20 protein-coding genes and 1 riboswitch are annotated in these 21,201 nt (G+C 73.3%); of the genes, 10 read left to right on the top strand and 10 right to left on the bottom strand.

Annotated features, from left to right (window positions below):
- Positions 1–122: 122 nt before the first annotated feature.
- A riboswitch (cobalamin riboswitch) is annotated at positions 123–343 on the bottom strand.
- A gap of 234 nt (positions 344–577) precedes the next feature.
- Both JK361_RS18085 and JK361_RS18080 read right to left on the bottom strand, forming a co-directional pair.
- Positions 578–1,594, bottom strand: coding sequence for a trypsin-like serine peptidase (locus tag JK361_RS18085; protein WP_201819065.1), 1,017 nt, complete (start codon positions 1,592–1,594; stop codon positions 578–580).
- Positions 1,595–1,903: 309 nt separating this feature from the next.
- Positions 1,904–2,776 (bottom strand): endonuclease/exonuclease/phosphatase family protein, encoded by an 873-nt coding sequence (locus tag JK361_RS18080; protein ID WP_201819883.1) that lies wholly within the window; start codon positions 2,774–2,776, stop codon positions 1,904–1,906.
- 784 nt (positions 2,777–3,560) lie between these two features.
- Here JK361_RS18080 and JK361_RS42065 point away from each other — a divergent pair.
- Both JK361_RS42065 and JK361_RS18075 read left to right on the top strand, forming a co-directional pair.
- On the top strand, positions 3,561–3,695 hold the full coding sequence (locus JK361_RS42065) for a hypothetical protein (protein WP_262418223.1): 135 nt from the start codon (positions 3,561–3,563) through the stop codon (positions 3,693–3,695).
- Positions 3,692–4,285 (top strand): NUDIX hydrolase, encoded by a 594-nt coding sequence (locus tag JK361_RS18075; protein ID WP_201819063.1) that lies wholly within the window; start codon positions 3,692–3,694, stop codon positions 4,283–4,285. Before JK361_RS42065 ends, JK361_RS18075 begins: the two co-directional genes overlap by 4 nt.
- Positions 4,286–4,470: 185 nt before the next feature.
- On the opposite strand, the gene JK361_RS18070 is transcribed toward JK361_RS18075, so the two are convergent.
- From JK361_RS18070 to JK361_RS18060, 3 genes are all read right to left on the bottom strand, one after another.
- Positions 4,471–5,439, bottom strand: coding sequence for a threo-3-hydroxy-L-aspartate ammonia-lyase (locus JK361_RS18070; protein WP_201819060.1), 969 nt, complete (start codon positions 5,437–5,439; stop codon positions 4,471–4,473).
- A gap of 83 nt (positions 5,440–5,522) precedes the next feature.
- On the bottom strand, positions 5,523–6,716 hold the full coding sequence (locus JK361_RS18065) for an alanine racemase (RefSeq protein WP_201819058.1): 1,194 nt from the start codon (positions 6,714–6,716) through the stop codon (positions 5,523–5,525).
- A 13-nt stretch (positions 6,717–6,729) separates the two neighbouring features.
- Positions 6,730–7,368, bottom strand: coding sequence for a helix-turn-helix transcriptional regulator (locus JK361_RS18060; RefSeq protein ID WP_201819056.1), 639 nt, complete (start codon positions 7,366–7,368; stop codon positions 6,730–6,732).
- A gap of 185 nt (positions 7,369–7,553) precedes the next feature.
- On the opposite strand from JK361_RS18060, the gene JK361_RS18055 reads away from it, so the two are divergent.
- The gene (locus JK361_RS18055; protein ID WP_201819054.1) at positions 7,554–8,333 is read left to right on the top strand and encodes a thioesterase II family protein; all 780 of its coding nucleotides are present in this window, start codon (positions 7,554–7,556) and stop codon (positions 8,331–8,333) included.
- Between the two features lie 93 nt (positions 8,334–8,426).
- Here JK361_RS18055 and JK361_RS18050 read toward each other — a convergent pair whose 3' ends face one another.
- A complete protein-coding gene (locus JK361_RS18050; protein ID WP_201819052.1) occupies positions 8,427–8,927 on the bottom strand; it encodes a peptidylprolyl isomerase in 501 nt (166 codons plus the stop codon).
- A gap of 322 nt (positions 8,928–9,249) precedes the next feature.
- The gene (locus JK361_RS18045) at positions 9,250–10,323 is read right to left on the bottom strand and encodes an NAD(+)/NADH kinase (RefSeq protein WP_201819050.1); all 1,074 of its coding nucleotides are present in this window, start codon (positions 10,321–10,323) and stop codon (positions 9,250–9,252) included.
- Between the two features lie 829 nt (positions 10,324–11,152).
- On the opposite strand from JK361_RS18045, the gene JK361_RS18040 reads away from it, so the two are divergent.
- The gene (locus tag JK361_RS18040) at positions 11,153–12,916 is read left to right on the top strand and encodes a sigma-70 family RNA polymerase sigma factor (protein ID WP_201819048.1); all 1,764 of its coding nucleotides are present in this window, start codon (positions 11,153–11,155) and stop codon (positions 12,914–12,916) included.
- A gap of 203 nt (positions 12,917–13,119) precedes the next feature.
- On the opposite strand, the gene JK361_RS18035 is transcribed toward JK361_RS18040, so the two are convergent.
- The gene (locus JK361_RS18035; protein WP_201819046.1) at positions 13,120–13,902 is read right to left on the bottom strand and encodes an AraC family transcriptional regulator; all 783 of its coding nucleotides are present in this window, start codon (positions 13,900–13,902) and stop codon (positions 13,120–13,122) included.
- Between the two features lie 54 nt (positions 13,903–13,956).
- Between JK361_RS18035 and JK361_RS18030 the strand changes: the two genes are divergently transcribed.
- Positions 13,957–15,156 (top strand): MFS transporter, encoded by a 1,200-nt coding sequence (locus tag JK361_RS18030; RefSeq protein WP_201819044.1) that lies wholly within the window; start codon positions 13,957–13,959, stop codon positions 15,154–15,156.
- Here the strand turns inward: JK361_RS18030 and JK361_RS18025 are convergent.
- Together JK361_RS18025 and JK361_RS18020 are read right to left on the bottom strand one after the other, a co-directional pair.
- On the bottom strand, positions 15,123–15,971 hold the full coding sequence (locus JK361_RS18025) for a CAP domain-containing protein (RefSeq protein WP_201819042.1): 849 nt from the start codon (positions 15,969–15,971) through the stop codon (positions 15,123–15,125). The two genes, JK361_RS18030 and JK361_RS18025, sit on opposite strands and share 34 nt — an antisense overlap.
- 429 nt (positions 15,972–16,400) lie before the next feature.
- Positions 16,401–16,595 (bottom strand): DUF2795 domain-containing protein, encoded by a 195-nt coding sequence (locus tag JK361_RS18020; RefSeq protein ID WP_201819040.1) that lies wholly within the window; start codon positions 16,593–16,595, stop codon positions 16,401–16,403.
- A gap of 188 nt (positions 16,596–16,783) precedes the next feature.
- On the opposite strand from JK361_RS18020, the gene JK361_RS18015 reads away from it, so the two are divergent.
- The 5 genes from JK361_RS18015 (at position 16,784) to pqqB (ending at position 21,185) form a co-directional block, all read left to right on the top strand.
- Positions 16,784–16,924, top strand: a complete 141-nt coding sequence (locus tag JK361_RS18015; protein ID WP_201819038.1) for a hypothetical protein — start codon at positions 16,784–16,786, stop codon at positions 16,922–16,924.
- Between the two features lie 32 nt (positions 16,925–16,956).
- On the top strand, positions 16,957–17,280 hold the full coding sequence (locus tag JK361_RS18010) for a DUF2795 domain-containing protein (RefSeq protein ID WP_201819036.1): 324 nt from the start codon (positions 16,957–16,959) through the stop codon (positions 17,278–17,280).
- Positions 17,281–17,403: 123 nt separating this feature from the next.
- Positions 17,404–18,909: a purine-cytosine permease family protein gene (locus tag JK361_RS18005; protein WP_201819034.1), complete on the top strand. Its 1,506-nt coding sequence runs from the start codon at positions 17,404–17,406 to the stop codon at positions 18,907–18,909.
- Positions 18,910–19,337: 428 nt separating this feature from the next.
- Positions 19,338–19,736, top strand: a complete 399-nt coding sequence (locus JK361_RS18000) for an SseB family protein (RefSeq protein WP_201819032.1) — start codon at positions 19,338–19,340, stop codon at positions 19,734–19,736.
- A 552-nt stretch (positions 19,737–20,288) separates the two neighbouring features.
- Positions 20,289–21,185, top strand: a complete 897-nt coding sequence (gene pqqB / locus JK361_RS17995) for a pyrroloquinoline quinone biosynthesis protein PqqB (protein ID WP_236053173.1) — start codon at positions 20,289–20,291, stop codon at positions 21,183–21,185.
- The last annotated feature ends 16 nt before the right edge of the window (positions 21,186–21,201 follow it).

The following is a 21,201-nucleotide window of genomic DNA, read 5'->3' as shown; positions in this document are numbered from 1 at the left end:
AGATCCCGGGGACGGGACGAGAGCGCGAAGGGGTGGCCCGACCGGACGGCGGTGTTCTGCCCGTCCGCTCGTGTGCACGCCGACCCGCCCTCGAGGTCACCGGAATGTCCGCGCCCGAATCGTTCGCGCGCGGGCAGTTGGCAGGTCTTCGGACTCGCGGGCGCGTCTCGTTGTCGGACGAGACACCTAGTGGCCGTCGCTTCCCAGGCCCTCGCGGACCCAGTGCGTATGACGGCGGTCGTTCCCGCTCACCGCTGCGGGGCAGTCCCGGATTCCCACCGGGTTCCCTCTTGCGACGCATCCCGCCTGGCGGACGGGGCGAACCAGCTGCACGGGTCAGCCTAACGGGCCGCGGCCGGGCCGGGGCCGCGCACCCGTGATTACCGGCCGACTCCACGGCCCGCCCGCCAACCGCCCGCGACGCCGGTCGACGACCGGACTGGTCACCCCGCTCGGCCTCGCCTTCCGCCGCCGTACCGACCGGGCGTCCCGGCCCTGGACGCCGCGGGGGACGCCCCGCCCTGCTCTCGAGCGGAGGGCATGACGAACGCGGTGCCGTGTGACGGCGTGCCGCGTGCTACGACGTCTGCGCCCTGTCGTAAAGGGACTTGACCACGTCGCCGAAGTACGGGCCGAACATCCGGTTCGGCAGGAAGATGTAACCGAAGCTGTTCACGGAGACCTGTAGACCGGTGCCGGTGGCCTCGTCGAAGCCGGTGAACCACGGACCGCCGCTGGAGCCGCCCGTCATGTTGCAGCCGAGGCTGTGATCCTGCGAGAACAGGAAGTCCTTCGAGCTGTTGCCGCTGCAGTAGATGAGCTTCGTGCCGTCGTACGGCGACGCGGCGGGGAAGCCGAAGGAGTACATCGGCTTGTTGTAGCCGCCGTTGAACTGGATGCCCTGCGCGCCGACGACCGAGGTGAGCGTCTTGCCGTTCAGGGGTGCCACGACGGCGGCGCCGACGTCGTAGTTGATGTCCTCGTTCGCCTCCCACTGCGGTGTCGTGAGCGTCTTGGCCGCGGTCCACTGGCCGTACGGCGCCTTGCCGTTGTCGTAGGCGGGCACGAAGACCCAGTTGGTGTGCCAGCTGCCCTGGTACTTCACGCAGTGGCCGGCCGTGATGACGGTGCTGGCGTTCTGGCTGGTGATGGCATTCCCGGTGCAGGAGGCGGTGCGGCCCTGGAAGGTGAAGAACACCCGGCCCGAGGTGGTGACGGCGGCCCCGCCGCCGGTCCATGGCCCACCGGCCTGCGGGAAGGACGCGAGGGCCTGGGTGGGGGCGACGGTGGTCGGACTCCCGTGCGTATCAGGGGCCTTGAGGGTCCTGGCCGCCTGCCGGGTGAGCAGCAGATCGAGGGGGGCGGCGCCGCGCATGCGCTCGGCGGTCCAGAAGGTGCGGGCCTTGCGCTGGTCCGTCGCCGGTGCGGTGTGGGCCGTCGCCCGTCCGGTCGCCGGTGTGGTGTGGGTCGCGGCCGGCGGTCCGGAAGGCATCGCGGCCGGCACCGCGTCGGCGGCCCCGGCTTGGACGAGGCCGCCGGTGAACAGGGCTGTGACGGTCAACAGAATGCCCGCAGCGGTGCGATGTCGTCTCACGCAGGTCTCCTTCTGCCATGCCGGGACTGGTCGGGTCCGGGCAGGGTGGGGGAACGAAGAACGGTGCGGACGGACGTGCGTGAGGCAGGGTGCCACGGAAACGCTGGAATGTCAGGGGCACGTAAAGTTGTTTCGGCCGGGAGCCGGGACGCGCGGGCTCCGGCGGCCGGAGGGCGGACGGCGGAAGGCGGAAGGCGGAGGGAACGGGTCGGGGGCGCGGGCTCCTGGGGTTGGTCGGACGGCGGAAGGGAGGGGCCGGGAGGCGGGGACGCCGGGATGCCGGGATGCCGGAAGGCCCCCGCTCCCGTCTCAGTGGCCGGGGCGGCGCAGCAGAAGGTCGGCGACCACCGGCCGGTGGTCGGAGGCCGTCGTCCGGGCCTCGTGCGTGCGGGCGACGGTGACGTCCGGTGAGACGGCCACGACGTCGATGCGCTTGACCGGGTCGAGCGCCGGGTAGGTCTTGCCGCCGTTCGGGGCGGCGTCGCGCAACGGGCCCCACAGCTCCGCCAGTTCGGGCGCCTCCGGCTCGGCGTTGAACTCGCCGAGGAGCACCTTCGGTCCACAGTCCTCGGCCAGCACGGCCAGCATGTCGTCGGCCTGGGCGCGCCGGACCGAGGGGTCCGTCCGGTAGTCCAGGTGGGTCGAGTACACGTGCACGATCGCGCCCCGGACCGTGACCGTCACCTCGGCGAAGCCCGGCGCCGGGGCCGGTACCGGGTCGGGTGTCTGCGTGGACAGCCGGGTGATCTCGTGGTTCTGCGCGTCGCGCACCGGAAAACGGCTGAGCACGGCGACGCCGTACTGCCGCCGCGGTCCGTCCGCCGGGTCCGCGGGAAGGTCGTAGATCGGCGCGAAGAAGACCCGCATGTGCAGTCGTCCGGCCAGTTCCCGGGCCTCGTCGGTGAAATCGCTCCGGGCGCCCCAGTGCACGTCGACCTCCTGGAGGCCGATCACGTCGGCGTCCAGGTCGCGGATCGCGGCCGCCGTGCGGTCGAGGTCGAAGACGTTGTCCTCGCCTGCGCCGGCGTGGATGTTGTACGTGGCCACGCGCAGCGGCACACGCGGGCCGTGCGGGGGAGCCGTGGCCGGTCCGGTGTCCGCCACCCGGCCGGCCGCGGTCAGCGGGCCGTGCGGGGGAGCCGTGGCCGGTCCGGTGTCCGCCACCCGGCCGGCCGCGGTCAGCGGGCCGTGCGGGGGAGCCGTGGCCGGTCCGGTGTCCGCCACCCGGCCGGCCGCGGTCGCGGTCGGCGACAGCGCGCCGAGCGCGGCGGTGACGGCGAGCACGGCGGTGGCCAGCGCGCGGTGAGCGAGCCTTCGGTTCCTGCGGTCCACTGAACCTCCAGATCGTGTCGGAGAGTTGCGGAGCGTGCGGTACCGGGCCGACGGGTCGTGCGAGTGCGACGCCGCTCTCCCACGGCCACGGCCCGGAGCCGTACGAGCGATGCCGGACGCGGCTGCCGCGGTGCCGCCATGAGCACGGGTACGCCGCAGGCCCGCAGGCCCGCAGGCCCGCAGGCCCGCAGGCCCGCAGGCCCGCAGGCCCGCAGGCCCGCAGGCCCGCAGGCCCGCAGGCCCGCAGGCCGGCAGGCCTGGAGGGCGCCGTGCCCGGAGGTCGTGATGTCCGTCGCGACGCCGGGACGTGCACAGCGGCTCGCATCAACTCCGCGGGCTTGGTGAGGGGTTGACGCGCGTAACCGTAAAACACGCTTGGGGCCCTGGCAACGGTCCCTCGCCTGCGCCACCGAAGGCGAACCGGCCCGGCGGAACTCTCGCGTCGGACAGCGGCGTTTCGGCCACCCGCGTCCCGCGCGGTTCCGTTGCCGGGCAAGGGTCCATGCATCCCGCATGTTCGAGGACCCGCTCCCTGCGGCGGATCGGACTCCGTCCGAAATACGTGTGTTCGATATCGCGGCCCGGTCGTTGAACCTGACGACACCACCGGACGACCGTCGAAGAGGGGACCACGGTGATCTGGGCCGGACAGAGGGAGCACAAGGAGCGTGGCCCCGCAGCGGGCGGGATCTCGGACGCGGAGCGGGAACTGTTCGACGGGATCCGCGCCGGCCGGCTCTACACCGAGATGGGCTGGAGAAGGAGTTGACCACCGCAGAGACGCCCGCGAGCCGCACCGCCCGCGAGCGGCACCGGGAGCCGCTGGACGTCCACCTGATCCTGAGACGGGAGACCGCCGGCGGGCCGGAGGTGCTGATGTCACGCCGGGCCGGCGCCGTGTACGCCGCCGGGCTCTGGCACCTGCCGTCCGGGCACCTGGACGGCCCGCACGAGGACGTCGTCACCGCCCTGCTCCGCGAGGCCCGGGAGGAGACCGGCGTCACCATCGATCCGGCCGACGTCCGGGCCGCCGTCACCGTGCACCACCGCGGTCCCGGGGGGCGCTCCAGGACCGGGTTCTTCTTCGAGGTCCGGCGGTGGCGCGGCGATCCGCGGATCACGGAGCCGCAGGTGTGCGACGCGATGGACTGGTTCCGCCTCGACGTCCTCCCCGCCGGGACGGTGGCCTACTGCAAGGCAGGGCTCGACGCGTACTCGGCCGGCGCCCTGCTCGCGGTGCACTTCCAGCAGCCGCAGGACGAGATCGCCTACGACCCCGCCGCCGACAGACTCCGCATCGTTCCGGGTGCCGACCCCGCCCGAGGACCGCGTGTGCGGCGTCCTGAGGATGCCCGATGACCGGCGCGGTCCTGGAGCCGCCGGGCACCGTCACCGGCCCGGCTCCGGCCCGCGCGACCCCGGCTCCCGGACCGGAGCCGGCAGGAAAGGAGACCGCGTGAGCCGGACCTGGCTGTGGTGACGGCACCCGCCTCGGCGGCCGGTGACCGCACCCGCCTCGGCGGCCGGTGACGGCGCCCGCGTCGTCAGCCGGTGACGAGTGAGGTGAAGCGGTCGACGTCGATGTTGCCTCCGGACGCGATGATGCCGATCCGCCGCGGCGGGTTGTCGACGCGCCCGGCGAGCAGCGCGGCCAGGGGCGTGGCGCCGCTGGGCTCCAGGACGATCTTCAGGCGTTCGAAGGCGAACCGCATCGCGGCCACGATCTCGGCGTCGCTGACGAGCGCGATGGAGTCCACCAGGCGCTGGTTGACGGCGAAGGTGATCTCGCCGGGGGCGGCCAGGGCCTGCCCGTCGGCGATGGTGCGGGGGACCGGGATGGTGACGCGCGCACCGCTCTCCAGGGAGCGCTTGGTGTCGTCACCCGCCTCGGGCTCCACGCCGATGACGCGGATGCCGGGATGCAGCGCCGTGGCCGCGGTGGCGCTGCCGGCGATGAGACCGCCACCGCCCACGGGCACCAGCAGGGCGTCCAGCGGCCCGGTCTCCTCGAGGAGTTCCAGGGCGGCCGTGCCCTGGCCGGCGATGACGTGCGGATGGTCGTAGGGCGGGATCAGGGCCAGACCGCGGTCCACGGCCAGCGCGTGGCCTAGCGCGGTGCGGTCCTGGGTGTAGCGGTCGTAGGTGACGATTTCCGCCCCGTATCCGGCGGTCGCCTCCAGCTTGGAGCGGGGAGCGTCCTCGGGCATCAGGATGACGGCGCCGGTGCCCAGTTCGCGGGCGGCAAGCGCGGTGGCCTGGGCGTGGTTGCCGGAGGAGTAGGCGGCGACGCCCTTCGCCAGCTGGTCCGGCGGGAGCTGGGCGATGGCGTTGTAGGCGCCGCGGAACTTGAAGGCGCCGATCCGCTGGAAGTTCTCCGCCTTGATGAACACCTCTGCCCCGACAAGGGAGTTCAGGGTGCGGGAGGTGAGGACGGGGGTGCGGTGGACGATGCCCTCGAGGCGGGCGGCGGCCTCGCGGACGTCGGCGAACGAAACGGGCGGTTCGGCGGCCATGGGCTGTCCTTCGTGTGGTGGGTCGGATGCCGGCCGTGGTGCCGGGGCGGACACCGGCCGGGGCAGGCGTGGCGGGCGGGCGGTCACCAGCCGGTGACACGGGGCCAGTAGGCCTCGACGGCGGGCGCGGCCGTCGTGCCGCGGCTGCCGTCGATGACGTGGTAGCCGTGGTGCTGGGCGGCGGTGGCGCAGGCGTGGTTGGGCAGGACGCGCAGGCGGGTGCCGATGGGCAGTTCGGGCAGGACGGCGCCGTTCCGGGCGGTGAGGGTGCCGTGTTCCTGGCTCGCGGCGGTCATCACCAGGTCCGGGATCAGGGCGCCGGAAAGGTCGGTGACCAGGCCGTAGCCCTGGTCCTGGGCCTGGACGGCGGTGCCGCGGTCGCGGGACATGGCCATCCAGCCGCCGTCGGTGACGATCCAACCGTACTCGGGGCGGTGGCCGATGACGGTGACCACGACCGACAGGGCGAGGTCGGCCAGGTCGCAGACGCCGAGGCCGGCCATCACCAGGTCGAAGAAGACGTAGTTGCCCGCGCGGAGTTCGGTGATCCCGGTGAGGTCGTCGGCGGCGTGGGCCGTGGGGGTGGAGCCCACGCTGACCGTGGCCACGGGCAGGCCGGCCGCCCGCAGCCGCCCGGCCGCGGTGACCGCGGCGTCGCGTTCGTTCCGCGCGGCCTCGCGCTGTTCCTCGGCGGTCCGGCAGAAGTACGACTCGCCGGCATGGGTCAGCACGCCGTCCAGACAGCCGGCGTCGTGCAGGATGCGGCCGATCCCGGTGAGGCCGGAGGCGTCGGGTTCGAGGCCGCCGCGGTGCCCGTCGCAGTCGATCTCGATCTGGGTGGGCAGGGCGATGCCGGCCTCCCGTGCGGCCGCGGCAACGAACGTCGCCTGCTCGGTGCTGTCCAGCAGGAGGCGCAGGGTGACGCCGCGGCGCGCCAGGGCGATCACGCGCGGGAGCTTGTGCGGTTCGATGCCGACGGCGTAGGTGAGGTCGGAGTGACCGGCGTCGGCGAACGCCTCGGCCTCGGCGAGAGTGGAGACGGTGACGGGCCCGGGGGAGCCGTCGTGCAGGAGGGCGGCGTCGGGGCTCTTGGCCGTCTTCACATGGGGGCGCAGGGCGACGCCGAGGCGGTCCGCCCGCTCCCGCAGCCGGGCGATGTTGCGCCGTGCCCTGTGGACGTCGACGACGGCGAACGGGGTGTCGGCATCGGCCAGGGTCCGGGCGGCGGGCCCGGAACCGGCACGGGAGGAAGGAGCGGGGGAGGGGGCGGTGCTCATCTGCGAGAACCCTTCACTTCGCGTAGTTGTAGACCGTCGCCCGGGACACGCCGAGCAGGTCCGCGATGGTCTGCGCCGCGTCGCGCGAGTCGAAGTAGCCGTCGCGTTGCAGCTGTCGCACGAGGGCCTTCTTGTCCTCGCGGCTCAGCGAGCGGGGCGTGGCGGCACGCTCGGCGGCCTGGGCCTCGACCGCTTCGCGCAACTCGCGCGCGGTGCGGTCCCGCAGGGTCTCCAGCGGCTGGTCCCGGTGCTCGGTGTCCGTGGCCACGAGGTTCGACAGGGCGAGGGTCACCGGGGACAGGACCGACACGTCGAGGTTCAGGCACAGTGCCGCGACGTACTCGCCGGCGGCGTTCTTGATGCCGATGGACGTGCTCTTCGCGGGACGGCCGTCGGGGAACCGGTTGGGATAGTTCTGGATGACGCTCGGGTACGCCGGATCGGCGATGCGCGCCAGCCCCAACTCCGTCGCAGGGTCCCCGACCTGACGCCCCGACAGGTTGTTCTCGATCGCACGGATCGCGTGGTCCGGGTCGCGCAGGTCGTGCAGCACCACCTCGCACAGGCCGGGGAACATGCGGCCCAGCGCGACAGTGATCTTCTCGGCCTCCCGGACGAGGTGTTCGTCCGCGCTGTCCGGGGCGTCGTCCATGACACCGTCCCCCCGGTCGTCGACGCGTGGTCTAGATCTAGACTTGAAGTCTAATTCGTTGGCGGTCGGCTGTCCAGGGAGGCCGGTCCGGGTGACCGGCGGTTCGCCGGCCGGGCGCCTCACGGCGTCAACTACCTTCGGGGGAGGCAGGTTTCACGGACGGCACGTTCCACCGAGGGGGACACATGGTCGACCTGTACAGCGCCGGACACTCGTCGTGGCTGCGCCGTTTCCACGAGTCGAAGCCGGCCGCGCCGCGGCTGCTCTGCCTGCCGCACGGGGGCGGCTCCGCGAGCTTCTACTTCAGCGTCTCCAAGGCGCTGTCACCCGCGGTGGACGTACGGGCCGTGCAGTATCCCGGCCGTCAGGACCGGTGCGAGGAAACCCCGGCGGAATCCATCCAGGAACTCGCGCAGGGTGTGTTCGATGCGCTGGACGAGCGGGACGGGGCGCCCCTGGCCCTGTTCGGGCACAGCATGGGCGCCATGGTCGGCTTCGAACTGGCCCGGCTTCTGGAAGCCGCCGGGCGGCCCCCCGCGGTGCTCTTCCTGTCCGGCCGCCGGGGCCCGTCCATCCGGCGGGCCGAGAACGTCCACCAGAGCGGCGACGAACGGCTGATCGAGGAGGTCACCCGGCTCGACGGCACCAACTCCGTCCTGTTCCGGGACGAGGAACTGCTGCGGGCCATCCTGCCCGTGCTGCGGGCCGACTACCGCGCGGCCGAGACCTACCGGCCCACCCGCGGCCCACGGCTGCGCAGCCCCTTCGTCGTGCTGACGGGCGACGCCGACCCCTGTGTGACCGTCGACGAGGCCCGGACCTGGTCCCAGGAGACCGACGGCCCCTTCGAACTCCACGCCTACCCCGGGGCCCACTTCTACCTGGTGGCGCAGCAGCAGGCCGTACTGGACCGGATCGAGGTCACCCTGCGGCGGCTCGGTCCCGGCGGCGGGGCGGCCGCCTGAGACAGACCACGCGGTGCCCGGCACGCGGAGCCGCGGGGCCGGGCGGTATGACGCGGGCGGCACCGCTGGACCGGTGCCGCCCGCCGGTGTGCGTCAGCCCAGAACCTTGGCGGACTCGATGACCACGGACTCGGTGGGGACGTCCTGGTGGCCGTGCCGGCTGCCGGTCTTGACGCCCTTGATCGAGTCGACGACCTCCTGGCCCTCGGTGACCCGGCCGAACACGGCGTAGCCCCAGCCGTTCGGGTTCTTACCCGAGAAGTTGAGGAAGGCGTTGTCCGAAACGTTGATGAAGAACTGGGCCGTCGCGGAGTGCGGGTCGCCCGTCCGCGCCATCGCCACGGTGTAGTTGTCGTTCTTCAGCCCGTTGTCGGCCTCATTCTGGATCGGCGCCTGGGTGGGCTTCTGGTCCATGTCCGGGGTGAAACCGCCGCCCTGGATCATAAAACCCTTAATTACACGGTGGAAAATCGTGCCGTCGTAGTGGCCGCTGCGGACGTACGCAAGGAAGTTCTCGACGGTCTTGGGCGCCTCGGCGTCGTTGAGTTCCAGCACGATCCGGCCGAAGTTGGTGTTCAGCTCGACTGTCGACATCCAAATCTCCTTATTCCTGTGGGGCTTGCCCACGTTACGGTACGACCCTGGTGGCCGCTCTCCGGTGCGATCGAGGACCACGCCGATCCGACGGCTCAAGCGCACCAAGGAATATACGACCACAGGGCCCTCACCCGACGCTGCGGCGCCCCGTGCTTCGAACGGCCATCCGGGTCATGGCCGACCGGCACAACCGGTCCGCCGAGCCAATTCGCCGACATTCCCCAAGGCGGCCGGAGCGCCGCCTCGGCCCGTCCGTTCCGGACCGTCGGCGCCCAGGGCCCCGACGGCTTCACCCGCGTGCCGGTCACCGGCCGAGCGGTCAGGACGGCCGGGGCGCGTCGTGCGGCGTCGGCGGCAGCGCCAGATGGGCCAGGTCGTCCGGCGGCGGTGTGCTCACCGGCCACAGCGGAGCGGCGTCCCCGTCGGCGAGAGCGGCCGGCGCGTCGGTGAGGTTCATACGCTCGCGCAGCCGCCCGTAGAAGTCCGTCGGACCGAGCCGGACCGCCTTCAGCCGGCGCGGAGCGGCGTACACCCCGATCCAGTCCCCGGGACTCAGCACCCCGCGCAGCTGGCCGTCGATGCTGACCGCGGCCCGGCCCGACCGCTGGAGCACCCGCAGCGCGATGGGCTCGTCCGGCGCGGCCACCACCGAGCGGTTGAACACCATGTGCGGTGCGACCGGCGTGAACACCAGGCCCTCCGCGCGGGGCGAGACCACCGGGCCGCCCGCGGCGAAGCTGTACGCCGTGGACCCCGTGGGCGTGGCCACCAGCAGGGCGTCGGCCGAGTAGCAGGCCAGGAGCCGGCCCGCCAGATACACCCCGACCGACACCTGCCGGTCCCGGGCCAGCTTCTCCAGGACCACGTCGTTCAACGCGGTGACGTTCAGCGCGACACCCCAGTCATTGCCCGCGACGCACTCCGTGCGCACCCGCGGCGGGGGCAGCATCGGCCCGCGGCCGTACCGCAGCAGGGCCTCCATCTGCGTGGGCACCTCCAGCCGGCACGACGCCCGCAGCGTGAGGAGCATCCGGCTCTCGACATCGATCCGCCCCTCCCGTACGGCGTCCAGCGCCTCGCGCACCGCCGTGGCGGGGACCTCCGTGAGGAAGCCGACCCGGCCGAGGTCGACACCGAGCACCAGGGCGTCGTTCTCGGCCGCCAGCCGGGCACCGCGCAGGAACGTGCCGTCGCCGCCCAGCGTGACGATGAGGTCCGGGTCGCCCGCGCTGTCGACCTCCTCGCGGGCGCTGTGCCGCGCGCCCTCCTGCCACACGTCGATGTCCGAGCAGCCCACCGCGTGCTCGGCACACCACGCGCGCACGGCCCGCGCGGCGGCGACCGCCTCGGCACGTCCGCCGTGCACGACCAGGCCGACACGGTTCACCGTCATACCCGCACACCCGCCTCCCGGTCGGCTCCTGCCCAGCGCCATCCTCGCCGCGGACCGCACCGGCCCGGCGCACGCCACGCCGCCGGAGCCCGAGGCACTACGCCGTCGGCCCGCCCGGCCCCGCCCCACGTGTCCGCGCTCCCCCCGCCCCTCCGGCTCTGCACGTCCGTCCGGTCCTGCGTGCCCAGGGGACCCAGCGAGGCCGCTTCCAGCCCGGCACGCCGTCCCCTTCGTCCACCGTCTCGGACCCGGCAACCCCGGCGCCCCCTGCAACCCCGGCGGCCCCGGCCACCAAGGCCCGCGGGCCGGCGGGCGGCACCCGGTCCGCGAGGCCGCCCGGGGTACCCCGGCCCCGCCTCCCCGATTGCCTCCGGCGACGGCGTGTTCGCCGATTGCGACGACAAGGTCACGATGACGGCGGTGTCGTCGGCGAAGCCCGCCTGACGGCGTCGCCCTCCGACCACACGCCGGGCCGAGTGGCGTACGGGACGGGTCGAGTGGCGTACGGGACGGGCCGAGCGACGGACGGGACGGGTCGAGTGGCGTACGGGACGGGCCGGGTGACGGACGGGACGGGTCGAGTGGCGTACGGGACGGGCCGGGTGACGGACGGGCGGGGCCGGTGCGGCGACGACCGGTACCGGTGGGCGAGGAGTGAGGGAACGCTGCCCGGATGTGCCCGGATGTGATCTCTCTCCTTGCGGCCGTCGCGCCACTCCTGTGAGCTTCCCCCTCGAACGATTTTCCGAAGAACTGTTATCGGCACCGCACCGAGCGGTCTCCCAGGTAACGGACAGCATCGTTCGGCGTCGAGGACAGGGAAGTTCTGATGAGCACACAGCACACGGTGGACACGGCGGCACTGGTGAACGCCGCCCGAGCGGGGGACGGGGCAGCCCAGGACGCCCTGGTCAGCGCTTACCTCCCGCTGGTGTACAACATCGTGGGGCGGGCTCTGAACGGTTCGGTCGACGTCGACGACGTGGTCCAGGAGACCATGCTCCGGGCCCTGGGTTCGCTCGGCGACCTGCGGACCCCGGAGAGCTTCCGCTCCTGGCTCGTGGCCATCGCGATGAACCGGGTGCGCGCACACTGGCAGGACCGGCAGCTCGCACCGGACGCCGTGGACGAGACCGCCGATGTCGCCGACCCGGGCGCCGACTTCGTGGACCTGACCATCGTCCGGCTCCAGCTGTCCGGCCAGCGCCAGGAGACCGCGCGCGCCACCCGCTGGCTGGAGCCGGAGGACCGGGAGGTGCTCTCGCTGTGGTGGCTGGAGTGCGCCGGTGAACTGACCCGGGCCGAGGTCGCCACGGCCCTCGGTGTCTCGCCGCAGCACACCGCCGTACGGGTGCAGCGGATGAAGGCACGGCTGGAGGCGGCCCGCGTGGTGGTACGGGCGCTGGACACCCGGCCCCCCTGCGAGGAGTTGCGCGGTGTGCTGGCCACGTGGGACGGCCTGCCCTCCGCGCTGTGGCGCAAGCGGATAGCCCGGCACGCCCGCGACTGCGTGCGCTGCGGCGGCCTGTGGAGCGGTCTGCTGCCGGCGGAGGGCCTGCTGGCCGGGCTGGCGCTGGTCGGCGTGTCCACGGCGCTGCTCGCGACGACCCGGTCCGCGGCGACCGGCATGACCGCGGCCGGCTCGGCGGTCCCGCTCCCGACGGACATGGAAACCACCCACCCGGCCATGGACATGGGCACCGCCGGACCGGACGGCGGCGCGGCCGGCTGGGACCAGGGCTCCGCGGTGCCGGGCCAGGACGCCGGCGGGACGGACGCGGGCGGCTACGGCCGGGGCGCGAAGACGGAACAGGTCGGGCTGCGTGCCTCGCGCCGGCGTACGACCGCTCGCGACGACGCGCGGCGACGGCGGCGGATCCGGCGCCGGGCCGTCGGAGGCGCGGTGGTGGCGGTCTGCGTGGCGGGCGGCGGCCTCTGGTACCTCGGCCCCGGCTCCGGAACGGAGAAGAAGGAGACGACCGCGGCGCCGGCCGCCAACGCTCCCGTGGCGGACCTCGCGAAGCCCAGTGCCGCCGTGACCTCGTCGTCGCCGTCGGCGTCCGCGTCACCGTCCCCGTCGCACTCGAAGAAGCCGAGCCCTTCCAAGAGCCCCCGGCCCGTGAAGAAGAAGACCAGCACCCCCAAGGCACAGCAGACCGTGCGCGTCACTCCGCAGGCCACCCGCACTCCGCAGGCACAGCCTGCGCCCACGGGCACGGTGGCGCAGGTGGTCGCGCTGGTGAACAAGGAGCGGGCGTCGGCCGGATGCGGTCCGGTCACCGAGGACTCGCAACTGGACAAGGCCGCGCAGGGCCTCTCCGACGACATGGCCGCCCGCGGCTTCTTCGACCACACGGACCCGGACGGCAACGGCCCCGGCGAGCGCATCACCGCGGCGGGCTACCGCTGGTCCACGTACGGCGAGAACATCGCCCGGGGCCAGCAGACCCCGCAGTCGGTGATGGACTCCTGGATGAACAGCCCCGGCCACCGGGCCAACATCCTCAACTGCTCGTTCAAGAACATCGGCGTGGGCGTCCACAATGGTTCGGGCGGCCCCTGGTGGACCCAGGACTTCGGCTCCAAGCTCTGAACCACCGCCCGGCGGGGCCCTCATACCCGCCGGACCCACTGTCAGGAACGAGCCGAGCCGTCACCGGGCCGCACCGTACCCGGCCGGACGAACCGTCACCAGCTGGTGCGAGCCGTCACCGTGCGAGCCGTCACTGGGCCGGGCCGTCACGACCGGCCGGGCCCGTCACGACCGGGCCGGGCCGTCCCGGCCGGTGCGGGCCCTCACGACCCCGGTCCGTCGGCGCGGCCGGCGTACGGCCGGGCCGGTTCCGGAGTGCTGCCCGGCGTGTGCCCGAACGTGCGCCGGAAGACGTCGATGAACGCGCTCGCCGAGGACCAGCCGCAGCGGTGCGCCACGATGGTCACCGGCGTCCGCTCGGCGAGCAGGACCAGCGCGTGGTGCAGCCGCAACTGGGTACGCCACTGCGGGAACGTCATGCCGAGGTCGCGGCGGAACAGCCGGGAGAGGGTACGGTCGCTCGCCCCGACCTCCCGGCCCAGCTCCGTCAGGGTGCGGCCGTCGGCCGGATCCGCGCACAGGATGTCGCACAGCGCGCGCAGCACGGGGGACACGGGCGTGGGCAGGCGCAGCGGCTGCTGCGGCGAGGCGCGCAGTTGGTCGATCAACACCGCGCGCAGCCGGGCCCGTTCGGGACTGCCGTCCTCCGGGGTACGGGTGTGGGCGACGATCAGTTCGCGCAGCAGCGGGCCCACGGCGAGCACGGTCGGCGCGTCCAGGCCGAGCGGGTTCTCGGTCGCGGGCAGTCCCACCAGGTGCAGTTCGAGCGCGCCGTGCGCCTGATGGGCGTGGACGGTGCCGGCCGGGACCCAGATGGCGCGGGTGGCCGGTGCGATCCAGGAACCCGCGTCGGTCGCGACGGCCAGCACGCCCCGGCCCGCGTACACGATCTGGTGCTCGTCGTGCCGGTGGGCGTCTATCGTCGCGCCGGAGTCCAGCCACTGGGTGCGCGTGGGGGCCACCGGCTCATGGCGGATCTGCGGCATCACCCGGCAGTTTATCGAAAGCGCGACATGCGGGCCGGGCCGGAGCATGGCCGGATGCGAAGGAAAGCTTCCATCACCCTGCTGTCCGTCGGGCACGCCTGTGTCGACGTCTACCAGGGGGCCGTCGCGTCCCTGATCCCGTTCCTCGTCGCCGAGCGCGCCTACGGCTACGCCGCGGCCTCGGGCGTCGTCCTGGCCGCCTCCCTGCTGTCCTCGGTGGCGCAGCCGCTGTTCGGGGTGCTCACCGACCGCCGGGCGGTCCCCTGGCTGCTGCCGGCCAGTACGCTCCTGGCCGGCCTCGGCATCGCGCTGAGCGGCACCGGTGACTCGTACGCGTTCACCCTGGTGTGCGTGGCGGTGTCCGGAGCCGGCGTGGCCGCCTACCACCCCGAGTCCGCCCGTGTCGCACGGCTGGCCGGCGGGGGCGGCCACGGCGCCATGGGCTGGTTCTCGTTGGGCGGCAACGTCGGCTTCGCCCTGGCGCCCCTCCTCGTCGCGGCCGTCGTGGGCACCGGCGGACTGCGCTGGACCCCGCTGCTGGTGCTGCCGGCGCTCGCCGGTGCGGCGCTGACCCTGACCGTGCTGCGCGCGCCGGGGCAGCGGCAGCGCCTCCTGGGTCCGGCACCGGCGGCGGGCACCGACGACCGGGCGTCCTTCCTGAGGCTGTCGCTGGCCGTGGTGTGCCGCTCGGTCGTGTTCACCGGCCTGAGCAGCTTCCTGTCCCTGTACGCGGCACAGCGCCTGGGCGGCAGCGTGGCGGCCGGTACGGCCGCGCTGTTCGTGCTCTATCTGGGCGGCGCGGCCGGCTCCGTGCTGGGCGGCCGGCTGGCCGGGCGCAGGGACCGGGTCACGGTGTGCCGCTGGTCGTACCTGCTCTCGGCCGCGGCGGTGGCGGGCGTCGTGTTCGTCCCCGGCCCGGCCCTGTACCTGTGCGTGGCCCTGACCTCCGCCGGCCTCTACGTCCCGTTCTCGCTCCAGGTGACGCTCGGCCAGGACTACCTGCCCTCTCGGGTCGGCACCGCCGCCGGCATCACCCTCGGGCTGACCGTCAGCGTCGGCGGCCTGGTGAGTCCCCTCATCGGCCGGGTCGCGGACGCGACGTCCCTGCGGACCGCGCTGGCCCCGCTGGTCCTGATGCCGCTACTGAGCTGGCTGTTCTTCCGCACCCTCCCCGAGCCACCGGGCCCCGGCCGGCGGGCGGACCCGCCGGCCGCCGGCGGTCAACGGGACGTGCCGAAGTCCTGGGTCCAGTAGCTGCCGGGCTGCGCGAGACCGACACCGATCTCCTTGAACCCGCAGTTGAGGATGTTGGCCCGGTGGCCCGGGCTGGACATCCAGCCCGCCATGACCTGCTGCGCCGTGCTGTAGCCGTAGGCGACGTTCTCGCCGTAGCTGCTCCAGGTGTAGCCGGCGCGCGTGATGCGGTCGCCCGGGTTCGACCCGTCGGATCCGGTGTGCGACATGTTCTGGTGAGCCGCCATGTCGGCACTGTGGGCCTGCGCCGCCTTGGTCAGCGTCGCGTTCAGGGTCAGGGGCTGACAACCGGCCTTGCCCCGCTCGGCGTTCACGAGCTGGAGGATCTCGGCGGTGACCCCGGACGCCGTGGTGGCGGGCTTCGGGGTGCTGGGCGCGGAGGGGGACGAGGCCTTCGGGGTGGTGGGGGTCGAGGCCTTCGGGGCGGTCGGGGCCGAGGCCTTCGGGGCGACCGGGGCCGTAGTGGCCTTGGGAGCGCTCGGAGCCGTGGTCCGCTGGGGACGGAGGACCGTGACCTTCTTCTTGGCCCTCGGGTGAACGGTGACCGGAGGCCTGGCCGGTGCGGTGGTCTTCGGCGCGGCCGTCCGCGGCGCGGTGGTCGGTACGACGGTCTCGACGCCGTTGCGGTGGTGATGCCCGGGAGTGTGCTGCCACTGCACCACGGGCGCGCTCGTCAGGGCGGCCTGCGACTGGGGGTCCGTGGCGGACGGCCAGTCGGAACAGGCCAGGGCGACGGATGGCACGCCCACGGCGCCCATGGCGGCGACGGCGATGACTATCCGCCGGTAGTGCTTCGTTTTGCGGTGCTGGCCCATACGTCAACCTCGCTCGGTGATCGCGGAGCACTCATTCTTGGGACGGCCTCACAAGGAGCGCAAAGGGCGCTTCTACTATCGGGCTTCGTACGCCCTCGTGGCCCTTGTCAGGCACATCAAGACATGTCGACTTCGCGATCGCGATGTTTGCGCAACACTGTCGCACCGTCAGGAACGCCCACTCGGCGACCGATACGGCGGGATGCCGATCGGCCGGTCCGTCGGCATCCGGGCGGCGGCTCACGCCTATGGCAAGCCGGACAAATCCCATATGTCGAGAGTGGGGCACCTACTAGGGAGCATGGTTAGTAGTTGACAAGACTGTGATGGATGTCACCTCGCGAGGGGGCGCCGTCGCAGGCTCGCGCACATGAGGCGGCGGCCGGAGCCACAAGGCGTCCGGCCGCCGCGCGTCCGTGGCGATCGCTGTCACTCGTTCCGGAAGACGGCCTTACTGACCTCGGCCGGGTTCTGGAACTCCTTCTTCCCGAGGTGGGAGATCCGCTCGGTGATCTCCTTGGGGGCGTGATTGTTCTCGGCGACCTTCCGAAGCTGCTCGGAATCGGCCGGGTACTCCACGCCGGACAGGGCTTTTTGCAGGTCGGTGGGGCTGACATCCGCCATGGCTCCTCCAGGGCGGTCGGATGGGACACGGTCCTGTCGCCGGCGCCGCATGCTGCGCCGGACCGGTCAGGTACCCACGCGAGCGAAGCGGATTCAGGGATTCCGTCCGGCGGTGCGCCCCGCGACGCACGGGTACTCGGGGGCTCCGGAGAGACACGGGATCACGTGCGAGAGGAGCCGAGGACCAGATGAGCGAGAACACCCCTTCCCAGGCCGAGGGCGAGCCGGAGGCGGACGCCCATGACGCGGAGCAGCCGGACCGCACCACTCCGTCCCAGGCGGAGGGATCGGACCCCGCCGATGACACCACGGACGAGGACGACGCGTGAGGGGGACGAGGACGACGCATGAGGGAGACGTCATGGGCACGGCACACACCAGCGTCCCGGAGGTGCTGGACGCGTTGAAGGAGGTGACCTACCCGGCCGACAGGGACCGGCTCGTCACGGCGGCGGAGCAGGCGGGCGCCTCGGACGACGTCGTCATGGCCCTGCGCGGCCTGCCCGCCGAGGAGTACGCCGGCCGGGCGGAGGTGGCGAGGTCGGTCCGCGTGGCCCCGGAACCGGAGCACGGCCACGGCGCCGCGCAGCGGCGACAGCGGGCGGGGCGCGGAGGCAGGCCCGGCGTCGCCCAGCACCTGTGGGAGGAGCCGAAGACCCCGATCCAGGAGGAGTTCGACCGCTGAGACGGAGATGCGCGACGAGGTGAACGGCCCGTACGGCGCCGCCCCCGGGACGCCTTGACGCCCCCTCACCACCGGCCTAGCGTGATCGTAAACGTCTAGACAGGTGGGGCAGGTGGCTCAGTGATGGCGTCTCCGCAGGACCCTCTCGGCGGCGCGTCCACCGGCCGGGCCCTCCGAGTGGAGACCCACGGTCTCGACGTGATCGAGGACACGGAGCGCCGGGGTACCCCGCGCACCCTGTTCTGGCCCTGGTTCGGGGCCAACGTCTCGGTGCTGGGCCTCAGTTACGGCGCCTTCGCGTTCGGCTTCGGCATCTCCTTCCGGCAGGCCCTCGCCGCCGGCGTGCTCGGCATCGTCGTCTCGTTCCTGTTGTGCGGCTTCATAGCGGTCGCCGGCAAGCGGGGCTCGGCACCGACCATGGTGCTGAGCCGCGCCGCGTACGGTGTGCGCGGCAACCGGCTGCCGTCCGTGGTCTCCTGGATGCTCACCGTCGGCTGGGAGACCGTGCTGACCGCGCTCGCCACGATGGCCACCGCGACGGTCTTCAGCCGGCTGGGCTGGGGCGGCGGCACCAGCACCGAGGTGCTCGGCCTCCTGGTGGTGGCCGGGCTGACCGTGGCCGGCGGGGTCATGGGCTTCGACCTGATCATGCGGCTTCAGACCTGGATCACCCTGGTCACGGGCGTCCTCACGATCGTCTACGTCGCGCTCGTCGCCGACCGCATCGACTGGAGCGCGGTCGGCGCCGTCCCGGCGGGTTCGACGCAGGAGTTCATCGGCGCGCTGGTGTTCATGATGACCGGCTTCGGCCTCGGCTGGGTCAACGCCGCCGCCGACTACTCCCGCTATCTGCCCCGCAGTTCCTCCAGCCGGGGAGTGATCGGCTGGACCACCTTCGGTGCCTCCCTCGCCCCGCTGGTCCTGCTGGTCTTCGGCCTGCTGCTGGCCGGTTCATCCGAGGACCTGAGCAAGGCCGTCGCGGCCGACCCGATCGGCGCGCTGACCACGATCCTGCCGACCTGGTTCCTGGTGCCGTTCGCCGTGGTCGCCGTCCTCGGCCTGGTCGGCGGTGCCGTCCTCGACATCTACTCCTCAGGCCTGGCCCTGCTCTCGGCCGGCCTGCGGGTGCCGCGCTACCTGGCCGCGCTCGTCGACGGCGTGCTGATGATCGCCGGCGCGGTCTACATCGTGTTCTTCGCCGACGACTTCCTCGGCCAGTTCATGGGCTTCCTCACCACGCTCGGCGTGCCCATCGCCGCCTGGGCCGGCGTCATGCTCGCGGACCTGGCCCTGCGCCGCCGCGACTACGACGAGGCCGACCTGTACCGGCCGCACGGCCGCTACGGCGACGTCCCGCTCCTCCCGCTGTGCCTCACCCTCGCCGCCACGGCCGTCGGATGGGGGCTGGTCACCAACACCGCCGCGAACTGGCTGACCTGGCAGGGCTATCTGCTGGAACCGTTCGGCCTCGGCGGTAGGACCGGCGCCTGGGCGTACGCCAACCTGGGCGTCCTCGTCGCCCTGGCGCTCGGCTTCCTCGGCACGCTGCTGCTGGGCCGCGGCCGCGTGCGCGACCAGGAGAACCGGGCCCCGAGCCCGACACCCGACGGGGAGCCGCAGCACGCATGACCGCCGGAACCCCGGCGATCGCGGAGGGGGCGGTACGTATGACCGCCGGGGTCCTCGCCGGTCGCGGAGGGCGGCGTACGCATGACCGCCGGAATCCCCGCCGGCCACGAGACGGCCGGCGGCCGTGGCAGCCCACGGTCAGGCTCGCCGAAGCCCGCTACGGTTCCGCCCCCGACCTACGGCCGTCGGAGTCCCGTAGCCCCCGATCTCCGGCCATCGGAGTCCCGTAGCCCCCCGGGCCTCCGGCCCCGGGGCCCCGTACGATGCGCCCCCGACCCCTGGCCGCCGGAGCCCGGTGCGGTTCCGTCACCGGTCCTCCCGGCGATCTGCACGCATGCCCCGGACCCCACCGGGTACGCGAGCCGGAGCACCCCGGGCGCCAGCCCGCCCGGGCGGCCCGTACGACCGCCGCTACCTGGGGATCAGCCATGGAGACACCCGCACACGACGCCACGCCGACGCCGGCCCAGCAGGCCTTGGACGCGTTGGCCGTCAACGCCGAGGACCAGATCGCCCTGGACACCCTCGCCCACAGTGACGTGCTCGTCCCGGTGCCGGACGACGCGGTGGACGGAGAGGGGGCCGACGCCACGACCGTGGCCCTGCCGGTCCTGGAGCAGCCCGGAGGCGACCAGGTCGTCCCGGTGTTCACCACGGAGGGCGAGATGGCCGAGCTGCTGCCCTTCGTCTCGCGCTACCGCCTGATCCCGCTCGGCGCGCTCGCCGCGCAGTGGCCCGCGGAGGACCTCTCCCTCGCCATCGACGGCAGCTCCACCCACTCGCTGACACTGACCTCGCAGGGGGTCCGCACGCTGCTGGCCCGCTGACCCCACCGCAGCCGCGCCCGCCCGCCAGGCCGGTCGTTCCCTGCCCCCGGGCGGCGGATGGGTCCTGTGCCTTGCCCCCGGGCGGCGCAAGGGCCCTGTTCCCTGCCTCCGGGCCGCGGAAAGACCTCGTTCCCGGCCCGGGCGGCGCAAAGACCCCGTTCCCTGCCTCCGGGCGGCGGAACGAGCCCGGGGCATGCCGTGAGGCGCGGTCGGCCTGCTGGTTCCGGGGCCGGCCCTCGGCAGCGTCCTTCGCACCCTCTCGGTTCCCCGGGGCCCTGTGCCCCGGGCCGGTGTTCCGCCTCCGGCGGCTGCCGCTGTGGAGCGCTCCGGCTCACCGGCGCTCCGGCTCACCGGCTCACCGGCGTGGATCGGCCCGAACCCGGTTGATCCCGGCTTCGCGATTCCCCGGCCCCTCCCGTCCCGCGGCGCCGCCCGGCGGACCTGCGGCCCGGCGAAGGTCGGCCGGAACTCTTCCCCGCTCCCGGGTGGTCACCGGCCCGGGGAAGGGAAGATCCCAGCGGAGGACAAGTCCGGGCGAACGCGAAGGGACCGATGGCCGTGAGGGTCGTCCTGCTGGGCACCGCCGCCGGGGGCGGCTTCCCGCAGTGGAACTGCGCGTGTGCGCTGTGTGCCGCCGCCCGGGACGGCAAGCTGCCGTCCCGGACCCAGGAGTGCGTCGCCGTCAGCGGCAACGGCCGCGACTGGTGGCTGCTGAACGCCTCACCCGACCTGCGGGCACAGCTCGCCGCCACCCCGGCCCTGTGGCCGGGGCCGGGCCCCCGGCAGACCTCGGTGCGCGGTGTGCTGCTCACCGACGCCGAGGCCGACCATGTGAGCGGCCTGGCGTCGCTGCGCGGGGCGGCGGGCCTGAAGGTGTACGCGGCACCGCCGGTACGCGCCGTCCTCGGCCCCGCCCGTGCCGCGCTGGACCGCTACGCACCCTGGGAATGGGCGGACAGCCTCGCCGACGGCGGCTTCGTGCTGGCCGGGGGACTCGTCGTGACCGCTCACCCGATGGGCGCGAGGATCCCGAGGTACGTGCCGGCCCAGGCGCCCGCGCCCGCGGGGCCCTGGGTGACGGCCTACCGCATCGAGGACCTGGCCAGCGGGGGAGTGCTGGTGTACGCGCCCTGCGTCGGGGCCTGGAGCCCCGCCCTGGACGAGCTGTGCGCCGAGGCCGACTGCGTGCTGCTGGACGGCACGTTCTTCGCGGCCGACGAGATGGGCACGACGGTGCGCTCCGGCGCCGGGCAGGCCGCCCTGGGACATCTGCCGGTCACCGGGCCGGACGGCACGCTCGCCGCGCTGGCCCGCCACCCCCGCCCGCGCCGGATCTACACCCACCTCAACAACACCAACCCGCTGCTCGACCCCGGCTCACTCGCACGCGCACGCGTGGCCGAGCACGGCGCCGAGATCCTGCCGGACGGGGCCGAGCTGGTGCTCTAGGGTCTTCCGTTCGGAT

Source organism: Streptomyces musisoli, assembly GCF_016741855.1.
Classification (GTDB): Bacteria; Actinomycetota; Actinomycetes; order Streptomycetales; family Streptomycetaceae; genus Streptomyces; species Streptomyces musisoli.
Note: the sequence above shows the minus strand (reverse complement) of the source record. Positions and strands in the feature narration are given on the sequence as shown.